At 61.5% G+C, this 21,570-nt stretch carries 18 protein-coding genes; 10 read left to right on the top strand and 8 right to left on the bottom strand.

Going from position 1 to position 21,570, the window contains the following annotated elements:
- Nucleotides 1-70: 70 nt before the first annotated feature.
- Entirely contained in the window at nucleotides 71-562 is a 492-nt protein-coding gene (locus Q7U49_RS05255) for a heme-degrading domain-containing protein (protein ID WP_304762829.1), read from the bottom strand.
- Nucleotides 563-792: 230 nt separating this feature from the next.
- On the opposite strand from Q7U49_RS05255, the gene Q7U49_RS05260 reads away from it, so the two are divergent.
- The 3 genes from Q7U49_RS05260 (at nucleotide 793) to fghA (ending at nucleotide 3,094) form a co-directional block, all read left to right on the top strand.
- The gene (locus tag Q7U49_RS05260; protein ID WP_304762831.1) at nucleotides 793-1,068 is read left to right on the top strand and encodes a metal/formaldehyde-sensitive transcriptional repressor; all 276 of its coding nucleotides are present in this window, start codon (nucleotides 793-795) and stop codon (nucleotides 1,066-1,068) included.
- A gap of 71 nt (nucleotides 1,069-1,139) precedes the next feature.
- On the top strand, nucleotides 1,140-2,252 hold the full coding sequence (locus Q7U49_RS05265) for an S-(hydroxymethyl)glutathione dehydrogenase/class III alcohol dehydrogenase (protein WP_304762833.1): 1,113 nt from the start codon (nucleotides 1,140-1,142) through the stop codon (nucleotides 2,250-2,252).
- Nucleotides 2,253-2,260: 8 nt separating this feature from the next.
- Entirely contained in the window at nucleotides 2,261-3,094 is an 834-nt protein-coding gene (gene fghA / locus Q7U49_RS05270; protein ID WP_304762834.1) for an S-formylglutathione hydrolase, read from the top strand.
- 179 nt (nucleotides 3,095-3,273) lie between these two features.
- On the opposite strand, the gene Q7U49_RS05275 is transcribed toward fghA, so the two are convergent.
- Complete coding sequence (locus tag Q7U49_RS05275) at nucleotides 3,274-4,572, bottom strand: FAD-binding oxidoreductase (protein ID WP_304762835.1); 1,299 nt, start codon at nucleotides 4,570-4,572, stop codon at nucleotides 3,274-3,276.
- Between the two features lie 12 nt (nucleotides 4,573-4,584).
- Complete coding sequence (gene speB / locus Q7U49_RS05280) at nucleotides 4,585-5,502, bottom strand: agmatinase (RefSeq protein ID WP_304762837.1); 918 nt, start codon at nucleotides 5,500-5,502, stop codon at nucleotides 4,585-4,587.
- 247 nt (nucleotides 5,503-5,749) lie between these two features.
- On the opposite strand from speB, the gene Q7U49_RS05285 reads away from it, so the two are divergent.
- Entirely contained in the window at nucleotides 5,750-6,616 is an 867-nt protein-coding gene (locus Q7U49_RS05285) for a DMT family transporter (RefSeq protein WP_370653967.1), read from the top strand.
- Here the strand turns inward: Q7U49_RS05285 and rraA are convergent.
- Nucleotides 6,594-7,115: a ribonuclease E activity regulator RraA gene (rraA, locus tag Q7U49_RS05290; protein ID WP_304762839.1), complete on the bottom strand. Its 522-nt coding sequence runs from the start codon at nucleotides 7,113-7,115 to the stop codon at nucleotides 6,594-6,596. The two genes, Q7U49_RS05285 and rraA, sit on opposite strands and share 23 nt — an antisense overlap.
- Nucleotides 7,116-7,306: 191 nt before the next feature.
- Between rraA and Q7U49_RS05295 the strand changes: the two genes are divergently transcribed.
- The 6 genes from Q7U49_RS05295 to Q7U49_RS05320 all read left to right on the top strand — a co-directional run bounded on the left by Q7U49_RS05295 (nucleotide 7,307) and on the right by Q7U49_RS05320 (nucleotide 13,500).
- Entirely contained in the window at nucleotides 7,307-7,801 is a 495-nt protein-coding gene (locus tag Q7U49_RS05295) for an SWIB/MDM2 domain-containing protein (protein WP_304762840.1), read from the top strand.
- Nucleotides 7,802-7,888: 87 nt separating this feature from the next.
- Entirely contained in the window at nucleotides 7,889-8,893 is a 1,005-nt protein-coding gene (locus Q7U49_RS05300) for an ABC transporter permease subunit (RefSeq protein WP_304762842.1), read from the top strand.
- A 9-nt stretch (nucleotides 8,894-8,902) separates the two neighbouring features.
- Nucleotides 8,903-9,799, top strand: coding sequence for an ABC transporter permease subunit (locus Q7U49_RS05305; protein WP_304762844.1), 897 nt, complete (start codon nucleotides 8,903-8,905; stop codon nucleotides 9,797-9,799).
- Nucleotides 9,800-9,811: 12 nt separating this feature from the next.
- Entirely contained in the window at nucleotides 9,812-10,819 is a 1,008-nt protein-coding gene (locus Q7U49_RS05310; RefSeq protein ID WP_304762846.1) for an ABC transporter ATP-binding protein, read from the top strand.
- Nucleotides 10,816-11,838, top strand: coding sequence for a peptide ABC transporter ATP-binding protein (locus Q7U49_RS05315; protein WP_304762848.1), 1,023 nt, complete (start codon nucleotides 10,816-10,818; stop codon nucleotides 11,836-11,838). The genes Q7U49_RS05310 and Q7U49_RS05315 overlap by 4 nt, the downstream gene beginning before the upstream one ends.
- A 45-nt stretch (nucleotides 11,839-11,883) precedes the next feature.
- Nucleotides 11,884-13,500: an ABC transporter substrate-binding protein gene (locus tag Q7U49_RS05320; RefSeq protein WP_304762850.1), complete on the top strand. Its 1,617-nt coding sequence runs from the start codon at nucleotides 11,884-11,886 to the stop codon at nucleotides 13,498-13,500.
- Nucleotides 13,501-13,545: 45 nt separating this feature from the next.
- On the opposite strand, the gene Q7U49_RS05325 is transcribed toward Q7U49_RS05320, so the two are convergent.
- The 4 genes from Q7U49_RS05325 to Q7U49_RS05340 all read right to left on the bottom strand — a co-directional run bounded on the left by Q7U49_RS05325 (nucleotide 13,546) and on the right by Q7U49_RS05340 (nucleotide 21,556).
- Complete coding sequence (locus Q7U49_RS05325; protein ID WP_304762851.1) at nucleotides 13,546-16,686, bottom strand: EAL domain-containing protein; 3,141 nt, start codon at nucleotides 16,684-16,686, stop codon at nucleotides 13,546-13,548.
- Between the two features lie 34 nt (nucleotides 16,687-16,720).
- On the bottom strand, nucleotides 16,721-17,857 hold the full coding sequence (locus Q7U49_RS05330) for an ABC transporter substrate-binding protein (protein ID WP_304762854.1): 1,137 nt from the start codon (nucleotides 17,855-17,857) through the stop codon (nucleotides 16,721-16,723).
- A gap of 65 nt (nucleotides 17,858-17,922) precedes the next feature.
- The gene (locus Q7U49_RS05335) at nucleotides 17,923-18,396 is read right to left on the bottom strand and encodes a PAS domain-containing protein (RefSeq protein WP_304762857.1); all 474 of its coding nucleotides are present in this window, start codon (nucleotides 18,394-18,396) and stop codon (nucleotides 17,923-17,925) included.
- Nucleotides 18,397-18,412: 16 nt separating this feature from the next.
- Complete coding sequence (locus Q7U49_RS05340) at nucleotides 18,413-21,556, bottom strand: EAL domain-containing protein (RefSeq protein ID WP_304762859.1); 3,144 nt, start codon at nucleotides 21,554-21,556, stop codon at nucleotides 18,413-18,415.
- Nucleotides 21,557-21,570 lie beyond the last annotated feature (14 nt).

Below are 21,570 nucleotides of genomic sequence, written 5' to 3' on the forward strand. Positions count from 1 at the left end.
GGTGTCTGTTGACGACGAGTTGCTGCCGGCCGCTAATGACCGCTATCCATAGGGCAAATTCCGCCACGAATTAATCCAATGCGATGGCAACAATCGGCACACCACACATCTCCGCCAGTGCATGCACCACGATAGCGTGATCTTCTCGTTGGGGAAGACCTGAGACCGTGACAGTACCAATGCAGCCCACACTCGCAACGGAAATCGGAAAACTGCCGCCATGACTGGCAAAGTCACGCGTAGGCAAGCCCATCTTGCTCTCCAGTGAGCTTTGCTCCTGACGCAGTGCCAGGCCAATCGCGTATGAACTTCGGTTGAGGAGCTCCACTGTGTTGCGTTTGCGCCTCGCCCAGTCCGCATTGACGGGAGCAGTTCCCTGCATGGCGGAGAAAAACACCGTTTCACGGCCCAGGCGGATCTCGATAACCACCGCAGCTCCCCGCTCTTTTACCTTGGTTCTCAGGAGTGATCCCAACGTCCAAGCCGTGTTCTCGTCAAACGCTGTGAAACGTAGTCGTTCCTCTTGAAGGGCGATCATTGCAATATCTTTTTCAATGTCCATGCTAATTTCTCAAAGTCTTTGATGACAAGACCGCACTGAATGAACAACAGGCTTTTTCGATCAAACAGCAGTCCAGACACCATTGTTACAGCTTGAGCACAACAGGGAACCCGCACTTTTGTCTCCGGCCAGGCCTCTGAGCAGCCATGCATGCCTGGCTCGTGCCTAAAGTAGCATTTTAATGAGCTTGTTGATATACTACCCCCCAGTACAAAATACAATCCGTTGCCATGCCCCATTCCCTTCAGGAAAAGAAACGCGTCATCACCAGGCTGCGCCGCATCCGTGGACAGGCCGAGGCGATGGAACGCGCCGTAGAGGCCGGCACTGACTGCGGATCGCTGCTGCAGCAACTGGCAGCTCTGCGGGGCGCGGCCAACGGGCTGATGGCCGAGGTGCTCGACAGCCACCTGCGAGAGACCTTTGGCACAGCCCAGGATGCAAAACCCGGGATGGAGTCCGAAATCGAGCAGCTCATGCGCCTGGTTCGCTCCTACCTGAAGTGAGAGACACCGCCTTGCATTCGTGGCCATTTCCATTTCACTTTCCTCAACCCTGCCCTTTTCGGAGTCCATTCATGAAATCCCGTGCCGCCGTTGCCTTCAAGGCTGGAGAACCCCTGCAAATCGTTGAAATCGACGTGGCACCACCCCAAAAGGGCGAAGTGCTGGTCAAGATCACGCACACCGGCGTCTGTCACACCGACGCCTTCACGCTCTCGGGCGACGACCCCGAAGGCATCTTCCCGGCCGTGCTCGGACATGAAGGCGCAGGCATCGTGGTGGAAGTGGGTGAAGGCGTCACCAGCGTCAAGCCTGGCGATCATGTGATCCCGCTCTACACCGCCGAGTGTGGCGAGTGCCTGTTCTGCAAGAGCGGCAAAACCAACCTGTGCGTGGCCGTGCGTGCCACCCAAGGGAAGGGCGTGATGCCCGACGGCACCACGCGCTTTTCCTACCAGGGTCAGCCCATCTACCACTACATGGGCTGCTCGACCTTCAGCGAGTACACCGTGGTGGCCGAAGTCTCGCTGGCCAAGATCAACCCCGACGCCAACCCGGAGCAGGTCTGCCTGCTGGGCTGCGGCGTGACCACAGGCCTGGGCGCGGTCAAGAACACCGCCAAGGTGCAAGAGGGTGACACGGTCGCCGTGTTCGGCATGGGCGGCATTGGCCTGGCCGTGATCCAGGGCGCCAAGCTGGCCAAGGCCGGGCGCATCATCGCCATCGACACCAACCCGACCAAGTTCGATCTGGCGCGCGTTTTCGGCGCCACCGATTGCGTCAATCCCAAGGACCATGACAAGCCGATCCAGCAGGTCATCATCGAGATGACGGGTTGGGGCGTGGACCACAGCTTCGAATGCATCGGCAACGTCAACGTAATGCGCGCTGCCCTGGAGTGCGCGCACCGCGGCTGGGGTCAGTCCGTCATCATCGGCGTGGCAGGCGCGGGACAGGAAATTTCCACCCGTCCGTTTCAACTCGTGACCGGCCGCAAGTGGATGGGCTCTGCCTTTGGCGGCGTCAAGGGCCGCACGCAACTGCCCGGCATGGTCGAGGACGCGATGGCTGGCCGCATTCAGCTCGAGCCCTTCGTCTCCCACACCATGCCGCTGACCGACATCAACGAGGCCTTTGACCTGATGCACGAGGGCAAGTCGATCCGCTCCGTAGTCCACTACGGATGAACGCCGCCATGGAACGCATCGAACATCACGCCAGCTTCGGCGGGCGTCAGGAGGTGTGGCAGCACGCCTCAGCAACTCTGGGCTGCGAGATGCGGTTTGCGGTCTATCTGCCGCCGGCCGCGCTCGCAGGCCAGCCCTGCCCGGTGCTGTACTGGCTCTCGGGCCTCACCTGCACCGAGCAGAACTTCATCACCAAGGCCGGAGCGCAGGAACACGCCGCGCGCCACCAACTGATCGTCATCGCACCCGACACCAGCCCGCGCGGCGAAGCGGTCGCCAACGACCCGGCCTACGACCTGGGCCAGGGCGCAGGCTTCTACGTCAATGCCACGCAGACCCCATGGGCGCCGCATTTCAGGATGCAGGACTATGTGGCCGAGGAGCTACCCGGGCTGATCGAGTCGCACTTTCCCGCGACCGATGCCCGCGGCATTCTGGGCCACTCGATGGGCGGACATGGCGCGATGGTGACGGCGCTGCGTCACCCGGGTCGCTACCGCAGCGTCTCGGCCTTCTCCCCCATCGTGGCGCCCAGCCAGGTGCCCTGGGGGCAGAAAGCACTGACCGCCTATCTGGGCGAAGACCGCAGCAGCTGGCAGGCCTGGGACACGGTCGCACTGATCGCCAACGCGCCGGAGCGGCTGCCCCTGCTCGTGGACCAGGGTGAGGACGACGAATTCCTCGCCACCCAGTTGCGCCTTGAATTACTCGAAGCTGCCTGCCAGCACGCCCGCCATCCGCTGACGTTGCGGCGCCACCCAGGCTACGACCACAGCTACTACTTCATTGCCAGCTTTCTGGCCGACCACTTCAGCCACCACGCGAACGCGCTGCGACCGTAGACGCCCTACTTGCAGGCCCGCGCATCACATTCGATATGTCAACCTCCAACACTTCCCCGGTGCTCCAGGTGGTGATTAAACAGTAGGGCTCCAATGCACTCACCGATTGGAGTTTCGGATACACGAAAGGCAAGCAGCCCAATAACCGGGTGCGGTTATTTCTGACCATCATTTCCTGCTCACAGCACATCCCGCAGCCGGTGGTACAGCGTGCCCAGCACCAGGCTGGGCATGCGCAGCAGCGGCCCGCCCGGAAAACGGCGGTGCTGCAATTTGGCAAACAGGTCGAACTGACCAGCCTGGCCCGCCACTGCCTGCGCCACCAGTTGCCCGGCCAGGCCGGTGAGCGCCACGCCATGGCCGCTGAAACCCTGCAGGTAATACAGGTTGTCGCCCAGGCGGCCGAAATCGGGCGCGCGGTTCATGCTGATGTCGACAAAGCCGCCCCATAAAAATTCGACCGGCGTGTTGCGCAGCTCCGGAAACACCTTGGCCATGCGCGCTGCCATCAGCGCTTGCAGGTTCGCCGGGGTGCGGGTGGTGTAGCTGACGCGCCCGCCGAACAGCATGCGGTGGTCGGCGCTGAAGCGAAAGTAGTCCAGCACAAAATTGTTGTCGCAGACCGCTGCGTTGCTCGGAATCAGGCGTTGGCACAGTTCGGGGTCAAGCGGCGCGGTGCCGATCATGTAGGTGCCCACCGGCATGATGCGCGGCGCGATGTCGGGGGCCACCTTGGGGCCGTATTCGGCCAGCATGCAGTTGCCCGCCAGCACACCGAAGGGCGCGCTGACCGAACCCTGGGACGTGCTGGCGGTGAGCTGCTTGCCGCGTTGAAGAGCCGTGACTGCCGAATACTCGTAAATCTGCACGCCCAGGCTGCGGGCGGCGCGCGCCAGCCCCAGGCCGAATTTGAGCGGATGCAGGTGGCCCGATTTGCGCTCATAGGCGCTGGCCTGGTAAAGCGGGCTGGCAATATGGCGCTGCACCTCGGCCCCCATGGCAAAGTCGGTCACCAGGCCGTATTGCGCCATGGCCTGCATGTCGGCGGCCAGGGAGCGCGCCTTGTGCGCCGAGTCGGCCACGTGCAGGTAGCCGTGCTGGCGGTCGCAGTCGATCTGGAAGTCGGCAATGCGCTGGTCGATCAGGTCGAGCGAGCCCAGCGAGAGGTCCCAAGCCAGACGCGCCTGCGCCTTGCCGAGTTGCGCCTCAAAGGGCGCCTGGCCACTGGCATAGCCCGCGAGGGCCTGACCGCCGTTGCGCCCGGAGGCCCCGGCACAAATCCGGTCGGCCTCCAACACCACCACCTGGTGGCCACGCTGCGCCAGCTCGATGGCCGCCGACAGGCCGGCATAACCGGCGCCGACCACCAGCACGTCGGCCGTGATGTGGCCTTGCACAGGTGGCGCCACGGCGTCGCGCTGCACGCTGGCTTCGTAGTAGCTGTGCTGGTTAAGCTGGGTGTCGGAGTCGAGCAGCATGCATCAAAACTTTCAGACAAGTTTGGCGATCTGGCCGCACAGGTAGGTCCAGACGAAGGTGGCGGCGGCGTTGCTGGTGAGTTCGGCATGGTCATAGGCGGGCGCCACCTCGACGCAGTCCATGCCCACCAGGTTCAGCGGTGCCAACTCTTCCAGCAGGCTGAGCACCTGCGCGCTGCTCAGGCCACCGGGCTCGGGGGTGCCGGTGCCGGGGGCAAAGGCGGGGTCGAGACAGTCGATGTCGAACGTCAGGTAACACGGGCGCTCCCCCAGGCGCGCCAGGATTTGCGCGATCACCGGTTGCAGCGCCGCGCCGTCGAGGCCGCGCAACTGGCGCGCGGTAAAGATCAGGCCACCCTGGTCTTGCACATACTCGCGCGCGGCGCGTTCGCCGCTGGAGCGCAGGCCAATTTGAACCGTGTGCTGCGGGCTCACCAGTCCTTCCTGCAGCGCCTCATAGGTCCAGGTGCCGTGACCCGAGGGCTCGCCAAAGTGGTCGCTCCAGGTGTCGCAGTGGGCATCAAAATGGACCAGTGCCAGCGGGCCGTGTTGTTGATGGGCGGCGCGCAGCAGCGGCAAGGTGATGGAATGGTCGCCGCCCAAAAAAACGCAGTGGTGCCGCGCCATGAGTGCACTGGCCTGGGCCTGGATGCGCGCGCGCACCTCGGCCAGCGGCGAGGCGTTGGGCAGGCGCATGTCATGGCCGTCGCCCAGGTGCCCCAAGGGCGTGACCTCGAAATGCGGGTGGATGCCGTCGCACAGCATCAGGCTGGCACTGCGAATGGCCTGCGGGCCAAAGCGCGCGCCGGGCCGATTCGTCACCGCCCCATCGAAGGGCACACCGACCACGGCAAAGGGCTGTTGCGCCAACTCGGGCGCGGCCAGAAAACGGTTGCTGTTGTTGGCGTAGGAAAATTCACCGATTGACATGAACACATCCTTGAAGTGAGCGCAGGCTGACCGAACCGTCTGGCATCGGCACTGCAAATTATCCGGAGTTCAGGGCTTTCCATGGTGCCAATTCACCTACCATCGGTCAATCCACTGAACCACCCAGCGCAGGCGTCAAGCCATACGGTATGACGCAAATTTTTTCCGACCCGACGTGACACCACCCCTTCAAGATTCGGCCCCCGCTGCACCGCGCTGGCTGGCCTACCTGTTACTGGCCACCAGCATGTCGCTGGTCGGCAGTTATGTCGCCCTGAGCAAACCCCTGGTGGCCGCGATCCCCGTGCTGTTGCTGGCCTGGCTGCGCTTTGGCATTGGCGTGCTGGCCATGCCGCACTGGCTGGCCAAACCGGCCAGCGAAGCACCCATGAGCCGCAGCACCAAGGGCCTGTTGTTTCTGGAGTCGTTCCTGGGGAATTTTCTCTTCACCATCTGCATGCTATTTGGCGTCAGTCTGACCACGGCGGTGTCGGCCGGCATCATCATGGCCACCATACCGACTGCCGTGGCCTTGCTGAGCTGGCTGTTCCTGCGTGAGCGCATCGGCGCGCGCGTGTGGGCTGCGATTGCGCTGGCCGTGATCGGCATCGGCTTGTTTTCAATGGCGAAATCTGATCAAACAGCGCCTGCGGGACAGAACGCGCTGTGGGGCAACCTGCTGGTCTTTGCCGCCGTGCTGTGTGAAGCGGCCTATGCGGTCATTGGCAAGAAACTGACCGGCTCGCTGTCGCCCAAACGCATTACGGCTCTGATCAACCTGTGGGGCTTTGCCCTGATGACGCCCTTTGGCGTGTATGCCGCCTGGGGTTTTGACTTTTCAGGTGTGCCCGCGCCCATGTGGCTGCTGCTGCTGTTTTATGCGCTGGCTGCCAGCGTCTGGACCGTGTGGCTATGGATGACCGGGCTCAAGACCATCGCGGCAGCGCGCGCCGGCGTGTTCACCGTCATGCTGCCCATTTCCGCGGCGCTGGTGGGCGTGCTCTTTTTGGGTGAAAGCCTGAGTGGACTGCAACTGTTTGCGTTTGCCCTGTGCCTGGCCGGCGTGCTGCTGGCCACCCTGCCGGGGCGCGTTACAGCAGACGGGTCGCGCTGATCACGATGCCATCGGCATCGGCATACAGCCAGTCACCCGGGTGCACCCAGACGCCCTGAATCTGCACGGCCAGATCCTGCAAGCCCTGATTTTTCCTTTCAGTCGCCATCGGAATGCTGGCCAGCGCGCGAATGCCCACGTCCAGCACGGCCAGCTCCGCCACGTCACGCACGCAGCCGTCGATCACCACCCCGGCCCAGCCGTTTCGGGCAGCGGCCGCGCCCAGGTTGCCGCCCAACAAGGCGCGGCGCAGCGAGCCCGCGCCATCGACCACCAGCACCTTGCCGATGCGCCCGTCAGGGGTTTCCTCAAAACCGGCCGACTCCACGGCGGCCTTGACCAGCGAGTTGTCCTCATAGCATTTCACCGTGACCACCGGACCGCAAAAAACACGGCGCGCACCAAAGTCCCGCAACACGGGCGGCAACACCCTGAACACCTCGGGCGCGGCATTTTTATGGGCATCCCACAAATCACAGGTGGCAAAAGAAGGGTTCATCAAAATGATCCTGGCTGGGTTGATCGGTTTTGGAAATTGTAAATCGGCAAAAAACGCAACATAAATGACTTTTTCCCAGCAGAATTAGCGTCTTCCCCCTATGAAAGCGCAGCTTTCTCCAGTAGGATTCGACTCCAACCAGCCGATCTTTCTTTTGCTGGTATTTGATCAACTACGAAAAGGACCTTCTCATGGCAACTGCAAAGAAAGCAACGGCTAAAAAAGCTGCTCCAGTCACCAAAGCCGCTCCGGCTAAAAAAGCAGCTCCGGCTAAAGCAGCGGCGCCCGCTAAAAAAGTAGCCGCAAAGGCTGCTGCTCCCGCCAAGAAGGCAGCAGCTCCTGCCAAAAAAGCAGCCGCCCCCGCCAAGAAAGCCGCGCCAGCCAAAAAAGCTGCTCCCGCCAAGAAGGTCGCTGCCAAGAAGGCCCCCGCTGCCAAACGCACCGTCAATGCCGCTTTCATGAAAGCCATGACACCCAGCGCCGCACTGGCTGCCATCGTCGGCGGCAAGCCGCTGCCACGCACCGAGGTGGTCAAGCAACTGTGGGTTTACATCAAGCACAACAAGCTGCAGGACGCCATCAACAAACGCCTGATCAACGCCGACGCCAAACTGAAAGAAGTGTTTGGCAAGGCACAGGTCACCATGTTCGAAATGGCTGGCCTGATTGGCAAGCACCTGAAATAAGCATTTAACATCCGTTTTCTAAAGGCCGACGCAAGTCGGCCTTTTTGTTGTGGCATCATTCTTACCAACACCAAAAGTTGCTCACCGATGCTTCGTTTTCTCCTGACCCGTTTCAGCCTGATCATTCCCACCTTCATCGGCATGACGCTGGTCGCGTTCTTCCTGATCCGCATGGTGCCGGGTGACCCCATCGAGACGCTGGCCGGCGAGCGCGGTATTGACCCGGTGCGCCATGCCGAGCTGCTCAAGGCCTATGGCCTGGACCGCCCGGTGCTGGTGCAATACGGCATCTACATTGGCCGCGTGCTGCAGGGCGACCTGGGCAAGTCCATCATTACCCACGAGCCCGTGCTCAACGAGTTCCTGGCGCTGTTTCCGGCCACCATCGAACTGGCCCTGTGCGCCATTCTGTTCGCGCTGATCATCGGCATTCCGGCTGGCATTCTGGCGGCAGTCAAGCGCAACACCATCCTGGACCATGGTGTCATGGGCGTGTCGCTCACCGGTTACTCGATGCCGATCTTCTGGTGGGGGCTGCTGCTGATTTTGCTGTTTTCAGTGCAGCTCGACCTGACGCCGGTGTCCGGGCGCATTTCGGTGATGTACTACATTGAACCAGTCACCGGCTTCCTGCTGATCGACACCTGGCTGGCCGGCGACATGGACGCATTCTGGTCGGCCGCCACACACCTGATCCTGCCGACCATTGTGCTGGGCACCAACCCGCTGGCGGTGATTGCCCGCATGACGCGCTCGGCCATGCTGGAGGTGCTGGGCGAGGACTACATTCGCACGGCCCGCGCCAAAGGCCTGTCGAACTTCCGGGTGGTCACCCTGCACGCGCTGCGCAACGCACTGATCCCGGTGATCACCGTCATCGGCCTGCAAGTCGGCGTGCTGTTCACCGGCGCCATCCTCACTGAGACCATTTTTTCCTGGCCCGGTGTCGGCAAATGGATGATCGAGGCCATCGGCCGGCGTGACTACCCTGTGCTGCAAGGCGGCATGCTGCTGCTGGGCGGCATGGTCATGGTTGTCAACCTGATGGTGGACGTGACCTACGGCATCATCAACCCGCGCATCCGGCATTAAATACCCACCATGAGCACGCTTGCCGACACACCTACCCCCACGGCGCCGCCGCACCGCCTGCGCGAATTCTGGGATTATTTTTCAACCAACAAAGGCGCCGTGGCCGGCCTGGTCATTGTGCTGGGCGTGCTGCTGATGGCGGCCTTCGCACCCTGGATTGCGCCCTACGCACCCAATGAAACCGACCCCAGTGTCTTCCTGACGCCGCCGGCCTGGCAAGAGGGTGGTTCCAGCTTGCACTGGCTGGGCACCGACGCCATTGGCCGTGACATCTTGTCGCGGCTGATTCATGGCGCCCGCCTGTCGCTGGCCATTGGCCTGGCGGTGGTGGCACTGTCGGTGGTAATTGGCACGGTGCTGGGTCTCACCGCGGGTTATTTCCGCGGCATCTACGAGGTCGCGGTGATGCGCCTGATGGACATCATTTTGACGCTGCCCAGCCTGCTGCTGGCGATTGTGATCGTGGCCATCCTGGGTCCGGGGCTGATGAACGCCATGCTGGCCGTGGCGGTGGTGGTGCTGCCGCATTACGTGCGCATCACACGGGCCGCCGTCATCACCGAAATGAGCCGCGACTACGTCACGGCTGCGCGCATGAACGGCGCCGGCCATCTGCGCCTGATGTTCAGCGAGGTGTTGCCCAACTGCACGGCACCGCTCATCGTGCAGGCCTCGCTGGGTATTTCTTCGGCCATCCTGGACGCCGCGGCCTTGGGCTTTCTGGGCCTGGGCGCGCAACCGCCGTCCCCAGAGTGGGGCACCATGCTGGCCGACGCGCGCGAGTTCGTGCTGCGCGCCTGGTGGGTCGTGACCTTTCCCGGCCTGGCCATTTTGATCACCGTGCTGGCCTTCAACCTGCTGGGTGACGGCCTGCGCGACGCGTTTGACCCCAAGCTCAAACGGTAATAAATACGTTTTATGGCGCTCCTTGAAATAGAAAACCTCTCGGTCCAGTTTCCGACCAAGACGGCGGTGATGCACGCGGTGGATGGCGTCTCGCTGTCGGTGGGCGCGGGCGACGTGCTGGGCATCGTGGGCGAATCAGGCTCCGGCAAAAGCGTCACCATGATGGCGCTGATGGGCTTGGTGTCGTTCCCCGGCGTGGTCACGGCAGACAAGTTGCGTTTTGACGGCCATGACCTGCTGCAGTTGTCCGGCAGTGCGCGCGCCAAGCTCACCGGCAAAGACGTGGCCATGATTTTTCAGGACCCGACCACCAGCCTGAACCCCTGCTTCACGGTGGGCTTCCAGCTGGCCGAGACGCTCAAACTGCACATGGGGATGGACGGCAAGGCGGCGCGCAAAAGATCCATCGAGCTGCTGGAGCAGGTCGGCATTCCAGCGGCCGAGAGCCGCCTGAACGTGTTCCCGCACCAGATGTCGGGCGGCATGAACCAGCGCGTCATGATTGCCATGGCCATTTCGTGCAACCCCAAGCTGCTGATTGCCGACGAGCCCACCACGGCGCTCGACGTGACCATCCAGGCGCAAATTCTGGACCTGCTGCGCACCCTGCAAAAGGACCGCAACATGGCGCTGGTGCTGATCACCCACAACATGGGTGTGGTGAGCGAGATGGCGCAGCGCGTGGCCGTGATGTACGCCGGCCAGATCATGGAAACGCGCAGCGCGCATGACATCTTTGAGTCGCCGCAGCACCCGTACACCGAGGCCCTGCTGGCGGCCATGCCCGAACGCAGCGACGGCGCCAGCCGCCTGGCCACCATTCCCGGCATGGTGCCGGGCCTCTATGACCGTCCCGGCGGCTGCCTGTTCGCACCGCGTTGTCTCTACGCCAACAACCATTGCCGCGCAGAACGCCCGGCCCTGCGCGACTGGCAAAACGGCGGGGTGCGCTGCCACTACCCGCTGGCGCCCTTGTCGGACCTTGCCTGGTCGACCCCCACGGTGGAAGCGACTCCATGAGCCCCCTAGCCCCAAGCGCCCTGCCGACCACCGCGCCCGTGGTGGTGGCGCGCGACCTGAAACAGGTCTACAAGATCAGCCGTGGTTTCCTGCACCCGGCCGACCACCTGCAAGCGGTCAACGGTGTCTCGTTCACGGTGCAGGCGGGCAAAACACTGGCGGTGGTGGGCGAGTCCGGCTGCGGCAAGTCCACCCTGGCGCGCATGGTGTCGCTGATAGAAACGCCGACCGCAGGCGAGTTGTCGCTGGGCGGCGTCGACGTGGTCAAGGCCAGCCCGCAGCAGCGCCATGCCCTGCGCCGCACCGTGCAACTGGTGTTTCAGAACCCGTTTGGCTCGCTCAATCCACGCAAAAAAATCGGTGCCATTCTCGAGTCGCCGCTGGAGATCAACACCGACCTCGATGCAAAAACTCGCGCTGAGCAGGCCCGTGCCATGCTGGCCCTGGTGGGCCTGCGCCCCGAGCACTATGACCGTTACCCGCACATGTTCTCTGGCGGTCAACGCCAGCGCATCGCGATTGCGCGCGCGCTGATGCTGAAACCGGCGCTGATCGTGGCCGACGAGCCGGTGTCGGCGCTCGACGTGTCGATTCAGGCCCAGGTGCTCAACCTGCTGGCCGACCTGCAACAGGAACTCGGGCTGGCCTACCTGTTCATCTCGCATGACCTCGGCGTGGTGCGCCACATCGCCCACGACGTGCTGGTGATGTACCTCGGTCATGCCGTTGAGCAGGGCGAGAAAAAAACCATCTTTGCACAGCCGCTACACCCCTACACGCAGGCCTTGCTGGCCTCCACGCCCGGTATTGTCGGCACCGGCGCGGCCAAAAAACGCATCGTGCTCACGGGCGAACTGCCCTCGCCCTTGAACCCGCCCAGTGGCTGCGTTTTTTCCACCCGTTGCCCGCACGTTGTAGCACAATGCCACAACGAACGGCCACCCTTGCGCGCACTGGCCAACAGGCAGGTAGCCTGTCATCTGGCCGAACAATTTGTCCAGCCGCCTGAAATACCCTGAACCCAAACCGCTGCAACGCAGCATCAACCTGTAGGAGTCCGCAAGATGAGTGTTCTCAAATCAAGCCGCAAATTGGCGCTCAAGCGCACGGCGCTGTGCGCCCTGGCCCTGCTGGCCGTGGGCCAGGTCGGGGCCAAAACCCTGGTGTATTGCTCGGAGGGCAGCCCGGAAAACTTCGCGCCCAGCATCAACACCACTGGTACCTCTTTTGATGTGAGTGAGCAGATTTACGACAATCTGGTCGACTTCGAACGCGGTGGCACCAAGGTCGTGCCCGGCCTGGCTGAAAGCTGGACCGTGTCCAAGGATGGCCTGGAATACGTCTTCAAGCTGCGCAAAGGTGTGAAGTGGCAGTCGAACAAAAACTTCAAGCCCACGCGCGACATGAATGCCGACGACATCCTGTTCATGTTCGAGCGCCAGTGGAAAGAGAACGACCCCTACTTCAAGGTCACCAGTTCCAACCACGCCTACTTTGGCGACATGGGCATGCCCAAGCTGCTGAAATCGGTGGACAAGGTCGACGAGCACACCGTGAAGATCGTGCTGAACGCCCCCGAAGCACCTTTCCTGTCGAATCTGGCCATGCAATATGCGGGTGTCCAGTCCAAGGAATACGCCATTGCCATGCTCAAAGCCGGCACGCCCGAGAAAATTGACCAGGAGCCTGTGGGCACCGGCCCGTTCATGCTGGTGCAGTACCAGAAAGACGCCATCATCCGTTACAAGGCCTTCCCCCAGTATTGGGCCGGCAAGGCCAAGATCGACGACCTGATTTTCTCGATCACGCCCGATGCGTCAGTGCGCTGGGCCAAGCTGCAAAAGGGCGAGTGCCATGTCATGCCCTACCCCAACCCGGCTGACCTGCCCGCCATCCGCAAGGATGCCAATGTGGTGGTGATGGAGCAACCCGGCTTGAACATCGGCTACCTGGCCTACAACACCACGAAGAAGCCGTTCGACGACGTGCGCGTGCGCAAGGCGGTCAACATGGCCATCAACAAAAAAGCCATTGTCGATGCGGTGTACCTGGGCACCGGCGTGCCTGCCACCAACCCGATTCCACCGACCCAGTGGTCTTACAACAAGTCCATCAAGGACGACGCCTTCAACCCTGAAGAAGCCAAAAAACTGCTGGCCGCTGCGGGCCTGAAAGACGGTTTCACCACCGATTTGTGGGCCATGCCGGTGCAACGCCCGTACAACCCAAACGCCAAGCGCATTGCCGAATTGATGCAGGCGGACCTGGCCAAGGTCGGCATCAAGGCCGAGATCAAAAGCTTTGAATGGGGCGAGTACCGCAAGCGCATGCAGGCTGGCGAACACCAGATGGGCATGCTGGGCTGGACCGGCGACAACGGCGACCCGGACAACTTCCTCAACACCCTGTTGGGATGCAGTTCCGCCAAACAAAACGGATCGAACGTAGCCAAGTTCTGCTACCAGCCATTTGAAGATCTGGTGCAAAAAGCCAAGGTGGTGTCGAACCCGGCCGAGCGCGCCAAGCTGTATGAGCAAGCCCAGGTGATCTTCAAGCAGCAGGCGCCCTGGTTCACCATTGCCCACGCCGTGCAGATCAAACCGGTGCGCAAGGAAGTCATTGGCTTCAAGCTGAGCCCGTTTGGCCGCCACAGCTTCTACGGTGTGGACATGGCCAAGTAAGTCAAAGCCGCTTGAGGTGTAAAAGTCGGCGCAAGCCGGCTTTTTTCATGGGCGTGACCCGCTCTGAAAAAAGTCCTCAAAGTCCGGCAAGCAAAGCGGCCGGGAAAACAGATAGCCCTGAAAGGCGTTGCAGCCCAGCTTGAGCAGTAACTCACGCTGCGCTGCAGTTTCCACCCCTTCAGCGATGACGCTCAAACCCATGCTTTCGGACAGTGCAATCACCATTCTGGCAATGGCCGCGTCGTTGGCATCATTCAGGATGTCGCGCACAAAGCCCTGGTCGATCTTGAGCTGGTCCAGCGGCAGGCGCTTGAGGTAAGACAGGGACGAATAGCCGGTACCAAAATCGTCAAGCGAGAAGCCCACGCCGGAGGCCTTGAGTGCCGTCATTTTGGCAATGACATCCTCGACGTTCTTGATCAGCAAACTCTCGGTGAGTTCGAGCTTGAGCCGACTTGCATTGGCGCCACTCTGGTCCAGCGCGGCCAGCACCTGCTCGACAAAGTCACTCTGGTGAAACTGCCGTGCGCTGACGTTCACCGACATGGTGAGCTGTGCCATGGCGGGGCGGGTCGCCCAACGGGCCAACTGCCTGCAGGCGCTCTCCAGAACCCATTTGCCGAGCGGCAGGATCAAGCCGGTTTGTTCGGCCAGCGGGATGAATTCGGCAGGCGGCACCATGCCACGCAGCGGATCATTCCAGCGCACCAGCGCTTCCACCCCGATGATCTGACCTTGATGCGTGACCTGCGCCTGGTAGTGCAACAGGAATCGGTCTTGGTCCAGTGCCTCGTGCAAGCCGGCCTCCAACGCCGCGCGGGAGCTCACCACAGCCTGCATCTGCGGGTCAAAAAAGCGCAGGGTATTGCGCCCCGCCATCTTGGCCTGGTACATCGCCATGTCGGCCCGTCGCAAGGGCTCATCAATGCCTTCGCGCTGGTCGCGGCCGAACATCGTCACGCCAATGCTGGCGGTGCAGTACTGCACCGCATGGCCAAGCTGGTAGGCTTGATTGAGAGCGGCAAGGATTTTTCTGGCGATCGCTTCGGCCCAGCTCGCTGCCTCGTGTGGGTCCTGACTCAACTCCTTGAGCAAAACCACAAACTCATCGCCACCCACGCGGGCCACCGTGTCACCCTCACGCACGCAGGTCAGCAAGCGCTGGGCGACCTGCCGCAGCAAGTCGTCGCCCTGGTCATGGCCCAGGGTGTCGTTGATGGTTTTGAAGTCATCCAGATCAATGAACAGCAGTGCCCCTTCGCGCTGATGTCGGTTGGCTGCGGCCAAGGCCTGCTCAAGCCGGTCCTTGAACAAACGGCGGTTGGGCAGCTTGGTCAGCGCATCGGAAAAGGCCAGCGTCTGAATCTGTTCCTGTGCCGCCTTGCGTGCCGTGATGTCACGAATGGCGACCTGAATCGCTGGCTTGCCGTCGTAAATGATGGCAGCGCCTTGCGCTTCCACGTCGTAAGGTGTGCCATCGAGTTTTAAAAATTTTTGTTCGAGCATCGGTGTGACCTTGTCGCCCTCTGCCAGTTTCTTGATTCGCCCGAGCACAATTTGATGAAAGTCCGGGTGCACCAAGTCAAGAATCGGCTTGCCAACAAGCTCGTGGTCTGACTTGGCTCCCATCATCTGCAGTGCCGCAGGATTGGCGTAGGCCAGCGTCTCGCCACGCAGCACCAAAATGGGCTCAGGCGACCATTCGATCAGGGTACGGAAACGTTCCTCGCTATCCCTCAACTCTTCTTCGGCGCGCTTGCGTTCACTGATGTCAAAGAAACTGCCAACGTAATGGGTGATGGTTCCCAGGCTGTCGTGCACAGACGTGATGGCCAGCAGCTCGGGGAAAATCTCGCCATTCTTGCGCTTGTTCCAGATCTCACCGCGCCACAAACCGGTGCGATCGATGCTGTCCCACATGGCACGATAAAAGGCCTCGTCGTGCCGGGCTGAACTCAGCACGGTTGGCTTTTGTCCGATCAACTCATCGGCCGGGTAGCCGGTGATCGTGAGCACGGCCGGGTTGACAGAAATGATGCGGCGCTGCGCGTCGGTGATCAGGATGCCCTCGGCGGTTGATTCAAAAACGGTTGCGGCCAATTGCAATTTTTCCTCGCGCTGCAACACCGCGTTGGCCATCTGGCGCATGCTTTGGGCCAGCGTCTCGATCTCCTGCGTGGTCGACCGCGGAATGACGGCCTGGTAATCACCCTCGGCAATTGCCTGCATGTGGCGGCCAAACTCAGCCACCTGGCGCGACATGCGTCGGCTCATCCAGAAGGCCGACATCAGGGCCAGCGACAGCGCCAGCACGCTGGCGATCGCCAGCGCCAGCAGGGTCGAGTGAACCGTGGCAAAAGCCTTGTCGACCGTTTGCGCCACCAGCACCGTCCAGCCCTGAGCCGAAATCGGGGTGGTGCTTCCGATGTAGTCGACCCCGTCCATGCGGAACTGCGCCGTTTGCGCCAACGCCAGGTTCTCGCCCTGCAGCAAGGGCAGATAGCCGATGTTTTCCTGGCGCAGGCTGCGTGTGGCATCCGGGTGCGCCACGATCTGGCCATTTCGATCGACGATGACCGGCAACACATCCCCCGACTTGCCAATGCGGCGCAACAGCACCGATATTTGCTCCAGACCGAATTCTCCGACCAGCATGCCCGACGCGGCGCTGCCGGGCGGACCGCGCAAAGGCACGGCCAGCCCCACCACAATCCGGCCACGCTGCGACAAATAAGTATCTGACCACACGCTGTGCCTGGCTTTTTGCGCCAACTGGACAAAGGCACGACCCGAAAAGTCAGTGCCTACCAGGTCCTCGCGCTGCCCGCGACGCGCTTGTGGCAGCCCCACTTCCATCACTTGGTTGGCTTCATCGATCAGGTAAAGGGCTTCCAGGTGTTCGTCGGTGTTGGCCAGGGTGTCGACCATCAGCTGCATGCGATCGCTTGGCAATGACGACTGCCCGTCCATGTCTGTGGCCAGGTTTTCAAGTGCGCTCTGAGCATCGGCAAGAAAACTCTCGACCTGACTGGCCATGGAGCCACCCAGGGACCGGTTCCTGGCCTGGACCTCGGCATTCAGGTGCGGCAGCAGTACCCACAGCAGGGCGGTCACAAGCAGCGCCATGGCCAGGCCCACAAAAGCTGAAAAGCCCATTGAAAGCCAGAAGCGCAGGGAACGTGCCATGGGTCGGGTATGATGGGCGCTGGCGTGCAAGCGATTACAGCCGCACAAAAGCGCCTTTGCGAACCGTGGTCAGGTAGGTGTCGCGCGCGGCATCACCGTACGCATCAAAACGGAACCGTGACTGCGCACCGGCAAATTCCCGTCGTTCAAGAATCACGCTCTTGAGCGTCTGCCCGGAGGTCTGGGCGGCCAGACCCTCCAGCACCACGTTGGTGGCGTCAAAGGCAGTCAAACCAGCAAAACCGGGCTCGCGCTTGAAACGCGCCTGATAGGCTTTTCTGAAGGCAAGATAAGAAGCTTGCTGGCTATCGCGATCAATGAACTGGGCGATCACGATCCCTTCCACGGCCTTGCCACCGAGTTCGATCAAGCGCTCGGTGGCACTCCATTCACAGGCGTTGATGTGGACCGCCGCATTGCGTTTGCGCAGTTGCTGGGCCAGTATGGCGGTATCAACCGAGTTGGCCAGAATCAGCACACCGTCCGGCCCGGGCTCAAGCAGGCGCTGCGCCAGCGCTGAAAAGTGGGCATCGTCGCTGGAACTGAAGGGCACGGCCACCAGGATGGTGCCGCCGGCCGCTTCAAATACCTTGCGGTAGTCGCTCAACCAGCTTTCGGTATACGCCTTGTTATTCAGGTCAAAAGCCACCGTGATGCGACGACTGCCCTGGACCGAAAAATGGTAATTGGCGCTGCGGCTCGCATAGTTGGTGGTCGAATCGATCACGCGCAGAAAATGATCGTCCGTGCCCGCCAGTTCGGTGGCGGTCACGGTCGGGCTGACCATCAACACCTGGGCCTGATTGACCTGCGGCAGCGTGGCAACGGCCATGGCGCTGGTCATCGGGCCAATGATGGCCACCACCTTGTTGTTGATCAGGCGCGCCACCGCCTGTTTGGCACTGTCTGCATCCTGCTGGTCGTCCTCGGCGACCAACTCAAGCAAACGCCCGTTGATGCCGCCCGAGGCATTGCGCAACTCGATGGCCAGCAGGGCACCATCGCGGCCCCCGATGCCCAGATCGGCGACACGACCCGACAGACCGCCCAGGAAACCCAGCCGGATCGGTTCACGTGCGGAGCAGCCAAGCATCAGGACTGAAATGACCAGCATCACCAGAAGCGCACCCGAACGAACAGGCACACTTTCAGGGAAAAACTTGAGGTTCATGGCGATCTATGTAGTGACGATCATCAACACACGCTTGAATTGTAGGCGCCTGCGCTGCCGTGTGATCAGCCACGACGTCGCGTGCCGGGGACGGGCTTTGCGTGAATGGCATCATCCGTTCTGGCCCGGACCACGGACTTGGGTGCCCATTGAACCTGATTGCGACCCCGATCTTTGGCCAAATACAACGCCTTGTCCGCGTCCAGCACGGCCTCGTTCTCGTTGGCCTGTTCCTCATGGGCGATGGTCACCCCCACGCTCAAGGTGATCGGGCCAGCGGTCGGTCGGGCGAGGCCGCGACAGTCTGCCCGCACGTTGCGTTTTTCAATCCCGTAGCCCTCGCCCAGGCTCAGCAGGCGTTCACAAACTTCAGCCGAGCGCGCCCGGTCGTCCGGGTGTGTGATATCGAGAAAGCTCACACCCAGCGGGGACTGGCGCGGGTAGCCGTTGATGGCGCTGAAGCGCTGTTCGCTCTCGAAGCGGGCCGCAGCCGCCTGAGCACCCGATTCTGGAGGCGTTGCATGGGTGACTTTTGTCATGGTTGACTTTTTGGGTTCAGTCATTTCGGTCGTCGGGCTCACGTCCCACCAGCACGCCACCGCGCCGCAACAGCCTGGCGAATTCATCCGCCGGCACCGGGCGGCCAAAGAAGTAGCCCTGAATTTCGTCGCAGCCCTGGGCCCGTAAATAGTCCAGTTGCGCCCGGGTTTCCACGCCCTCGGCGATGGTTCTGAAACCAAGGCCATGGGCCATGTGGATGATGGCGGCAACGATGGCGCCATCATCGGCGTCACACCCCAGACCGCGCACAAAGGACTGGTCGATCTTGAGTTTGTCGATCTGGTACAGCTTGAGGTAACTCAAGGACGAATAACCGGTGCCGAAATCGTCAATCGACAAGGTGACGCCCATGGCATGCAACTTGCCAATCTGCTCAACCGTCAGGTTCGAATTCTCCATGGCAATACGCTCGGTCAGTTCGAGCTCGAGCAAGCCCGGCGCCAACTGGCAGCTCTGCAGCGCGGCACCCACCGCCTCGCACAAGCTGGGCTGCAGGAACTGGAGCGCGGACAAATTGACCGCCACCGGCACCACGGGCAACCCTTCGCGCTGCCAGCTGGCCACCTGCTGCACCGCCGTGCGCAAGACCCAGTCACCAATCTCCAGAATCTGGCCACTGTTTTCTGCAATCGGGATAAACCGCGCGGGGGCAACCAGGCCCCACTCGGGGTGCTGCCACCGAATCAGCGCTTCGGCACCGATGATGCGACCGCTCAGCGCATCGACCTGCGGCTGGAAGTACAGCAGCAACTCACCCCTAGGCAAAGCCTGGCGGAGCTGGTTTTCAATGAGCAGGATTTCATTGACCTGGCCATGCATCTGTTCGGTGAAAAACTTGAAGTTGTCGCGCCCGGTGAGTTTGGCCTGTTTCAGGGCGGCTCCGGCACATTGGGTCAATTTTTCATAATCGGCGCCGTTGTCGGGGTACACGGCGGCCCCGATGCTGGCCGTCAGGCGCAGCTCCTGGCCGCTGTCCAGCACCACGGGCTCCTTGAGCAGGCCCAGCAAGCGGCTGGCGATGTGCGCGGCACCCTGGGCGTCGGTGTTGGGCAGCAGCAGAATATATTCATCCGCGCTGTGCCGGCACACCGTGTCATCGGCCTGCAGGTTTTTCACCAGACGCTCGGCCATCGTGCGCAGCACCTGGTCACCCGCCGGGCGACCCAGCGAATCGTTGATGTACTGGAAGCGGTCGATATCGACAAACAACATCGACACATGGCCGTTGGTGCGCCGGGCCGTGGCCAGCGCCAGGCCGGTCCGGTCGTGCAACAGGTCGCGATTGGGCAAATGGGTCAGCTTGTCGTAGTGGTCAAGGTAATCAATGCGCGCCTGGTCAGCTTTGCGCTCAGTCAGGTCAGACAGGATGCCGATGTAGCTTGTCAGCTTGCCCGAAACGTCTTTCACGGCACTGATGGACAGCCACTCCGGGTAAATTTCCCCGTTTTTGCGCTTGTTCCAGATCTCGCCCTGCCAATAACCGTCGGCCTGGAGGTCTTGCCACATGGCGGTATAAAAAGCACGGTCCTGTTGCCCGGACTTGAGAAAAACGGGGGTCTGACCAAGAATTTCTGCCTCGACAAAGCCGGTAATGGTGGTAAACGCCGGGTTGACCGAGAGCACACGGTTGCGGGCGTCGGTAATGATGATGCCGTCGCGGCTGGCGGTGAACATCTGCGCGCTGAGCTGAAACTGTTCCTCAGCTTTTTTACGCTCGGTGATGTCACGCGAGATCACGATGAAACGGGGCTCAGTCAATTCGGCGCCAGGTTTGCGCGCCACCGATAGCTCAAACCAGCGGTAGTTGCCACCAATCTTAAGCGCAACCTGTTGTCCGGTAGACAAGCCGGTTGCATTGGCCTCCTGCAAGGCCGCCAGACAGATCGCGGCAGGCTCTGGCGGCAGTACGTCTGAGACCAGTTTATTCAGAAAAACTTCAGGCGGCACCGCCAACAGGTTCAAACGCGAGGTACGGTAGCTGTGATAACGCCCAGCCAGATCCACCTCGAACAGGATGTCTGGCATGGCATCCAGCGTGGCTTCCAGATCAGCCCGGGCCAGATGTAATTCCTGTGTCATGTCGCGGGCCAGTGCCTCGGCGCGCTCGCGCCCGGTGACCAGCAGCCACGACAGCCAACCCAGCAACAGGCTCAAGGCGACCCCCATGATGGCGATCATCGCGTGCCCATGTGTGTCGCTGAAACGGTTTTCAAATGCCGGCAGCGGACGAAACACCAAAGTCCAGCTTTTGCCTCCCATCGTCAGCGTTCGGGTGGTGCCCAGGTGGGGGCCCGCGCCAGTTGTCGCGCCGGCCTGCTCACCCACAAAAAGTTGGGCTGCCGGTACCAGGCGCTCACCGTCATAAATGTCAAAACCAATGTCGTCTGAAAACTGGAGCTTCAGGCTGCTCACCAGGTCCCCCAGGCGAAAAGGGCCGCCGACCCAGCCCAGCAGCGTCGCTCGGCGCTCATCCTGCGTCTCGATCGGCGTGGCTCTGGCGTAAAGCGGCAGGTACATGACAACCGCTGGCAATGCGTCTGTCCCGTCTTGCACCAATTTGACGCGCCCGGTCAATGCCATTGCACCCGTGTCACGCGCCCGCTCCAGGGCGCCCAGCAAATCAGGCTTCGAGACAATGTCAAAACCGAGCGCCTTCACATTGCTGCCCTCGAAGGGCTCGATCAGCACAATCGGAGCATACTGCGCGCGCTCACCCTCGGGACTGATCCGGTAGCCGCGCATGCCACGGCTGCGCATGTCGGCAAGGTGGCGCGCCTTTTGGGCTTGCGGCACCTGCAGGGAGAGCGAAACCGCCTGCAGGCTGGCCAATGATTGGTCCAGCTGCAGCACCTGGAAGTATTGCCGGTAGTCGCTTGGCGTCAAGTCATCAGAGCTCTCGTAAAGCCCTTTGAAGCCACGCAGCACCAGTTCGAAACGTTGCAGCCTCCCCTGGATACTGTTCGTGACCTGATCGGCCGCTTCGTGAAAAAAATACTGACGCGCCTTGTCTGACTCCTGCTTTTCCTTGTGCCAATAGCCAAACGTGACGCCCAGCATGAGCAGGGTGATCAGCAGTGCAATCCATTTTGCGGGCTTCAAGCGCTCCCCGACCGTATGGCCAATATTTTTGAATGACATGTAGAAATGCTAAT

Source organism: Rhodoferax sp., assembly GCF_030653815.1.
Classification (GTDB): Bacteria; Pseudomonadota; Gammaproteobacteria; order Burkholderiales; family Burkholderiaceae_C; genus Rhodoferax.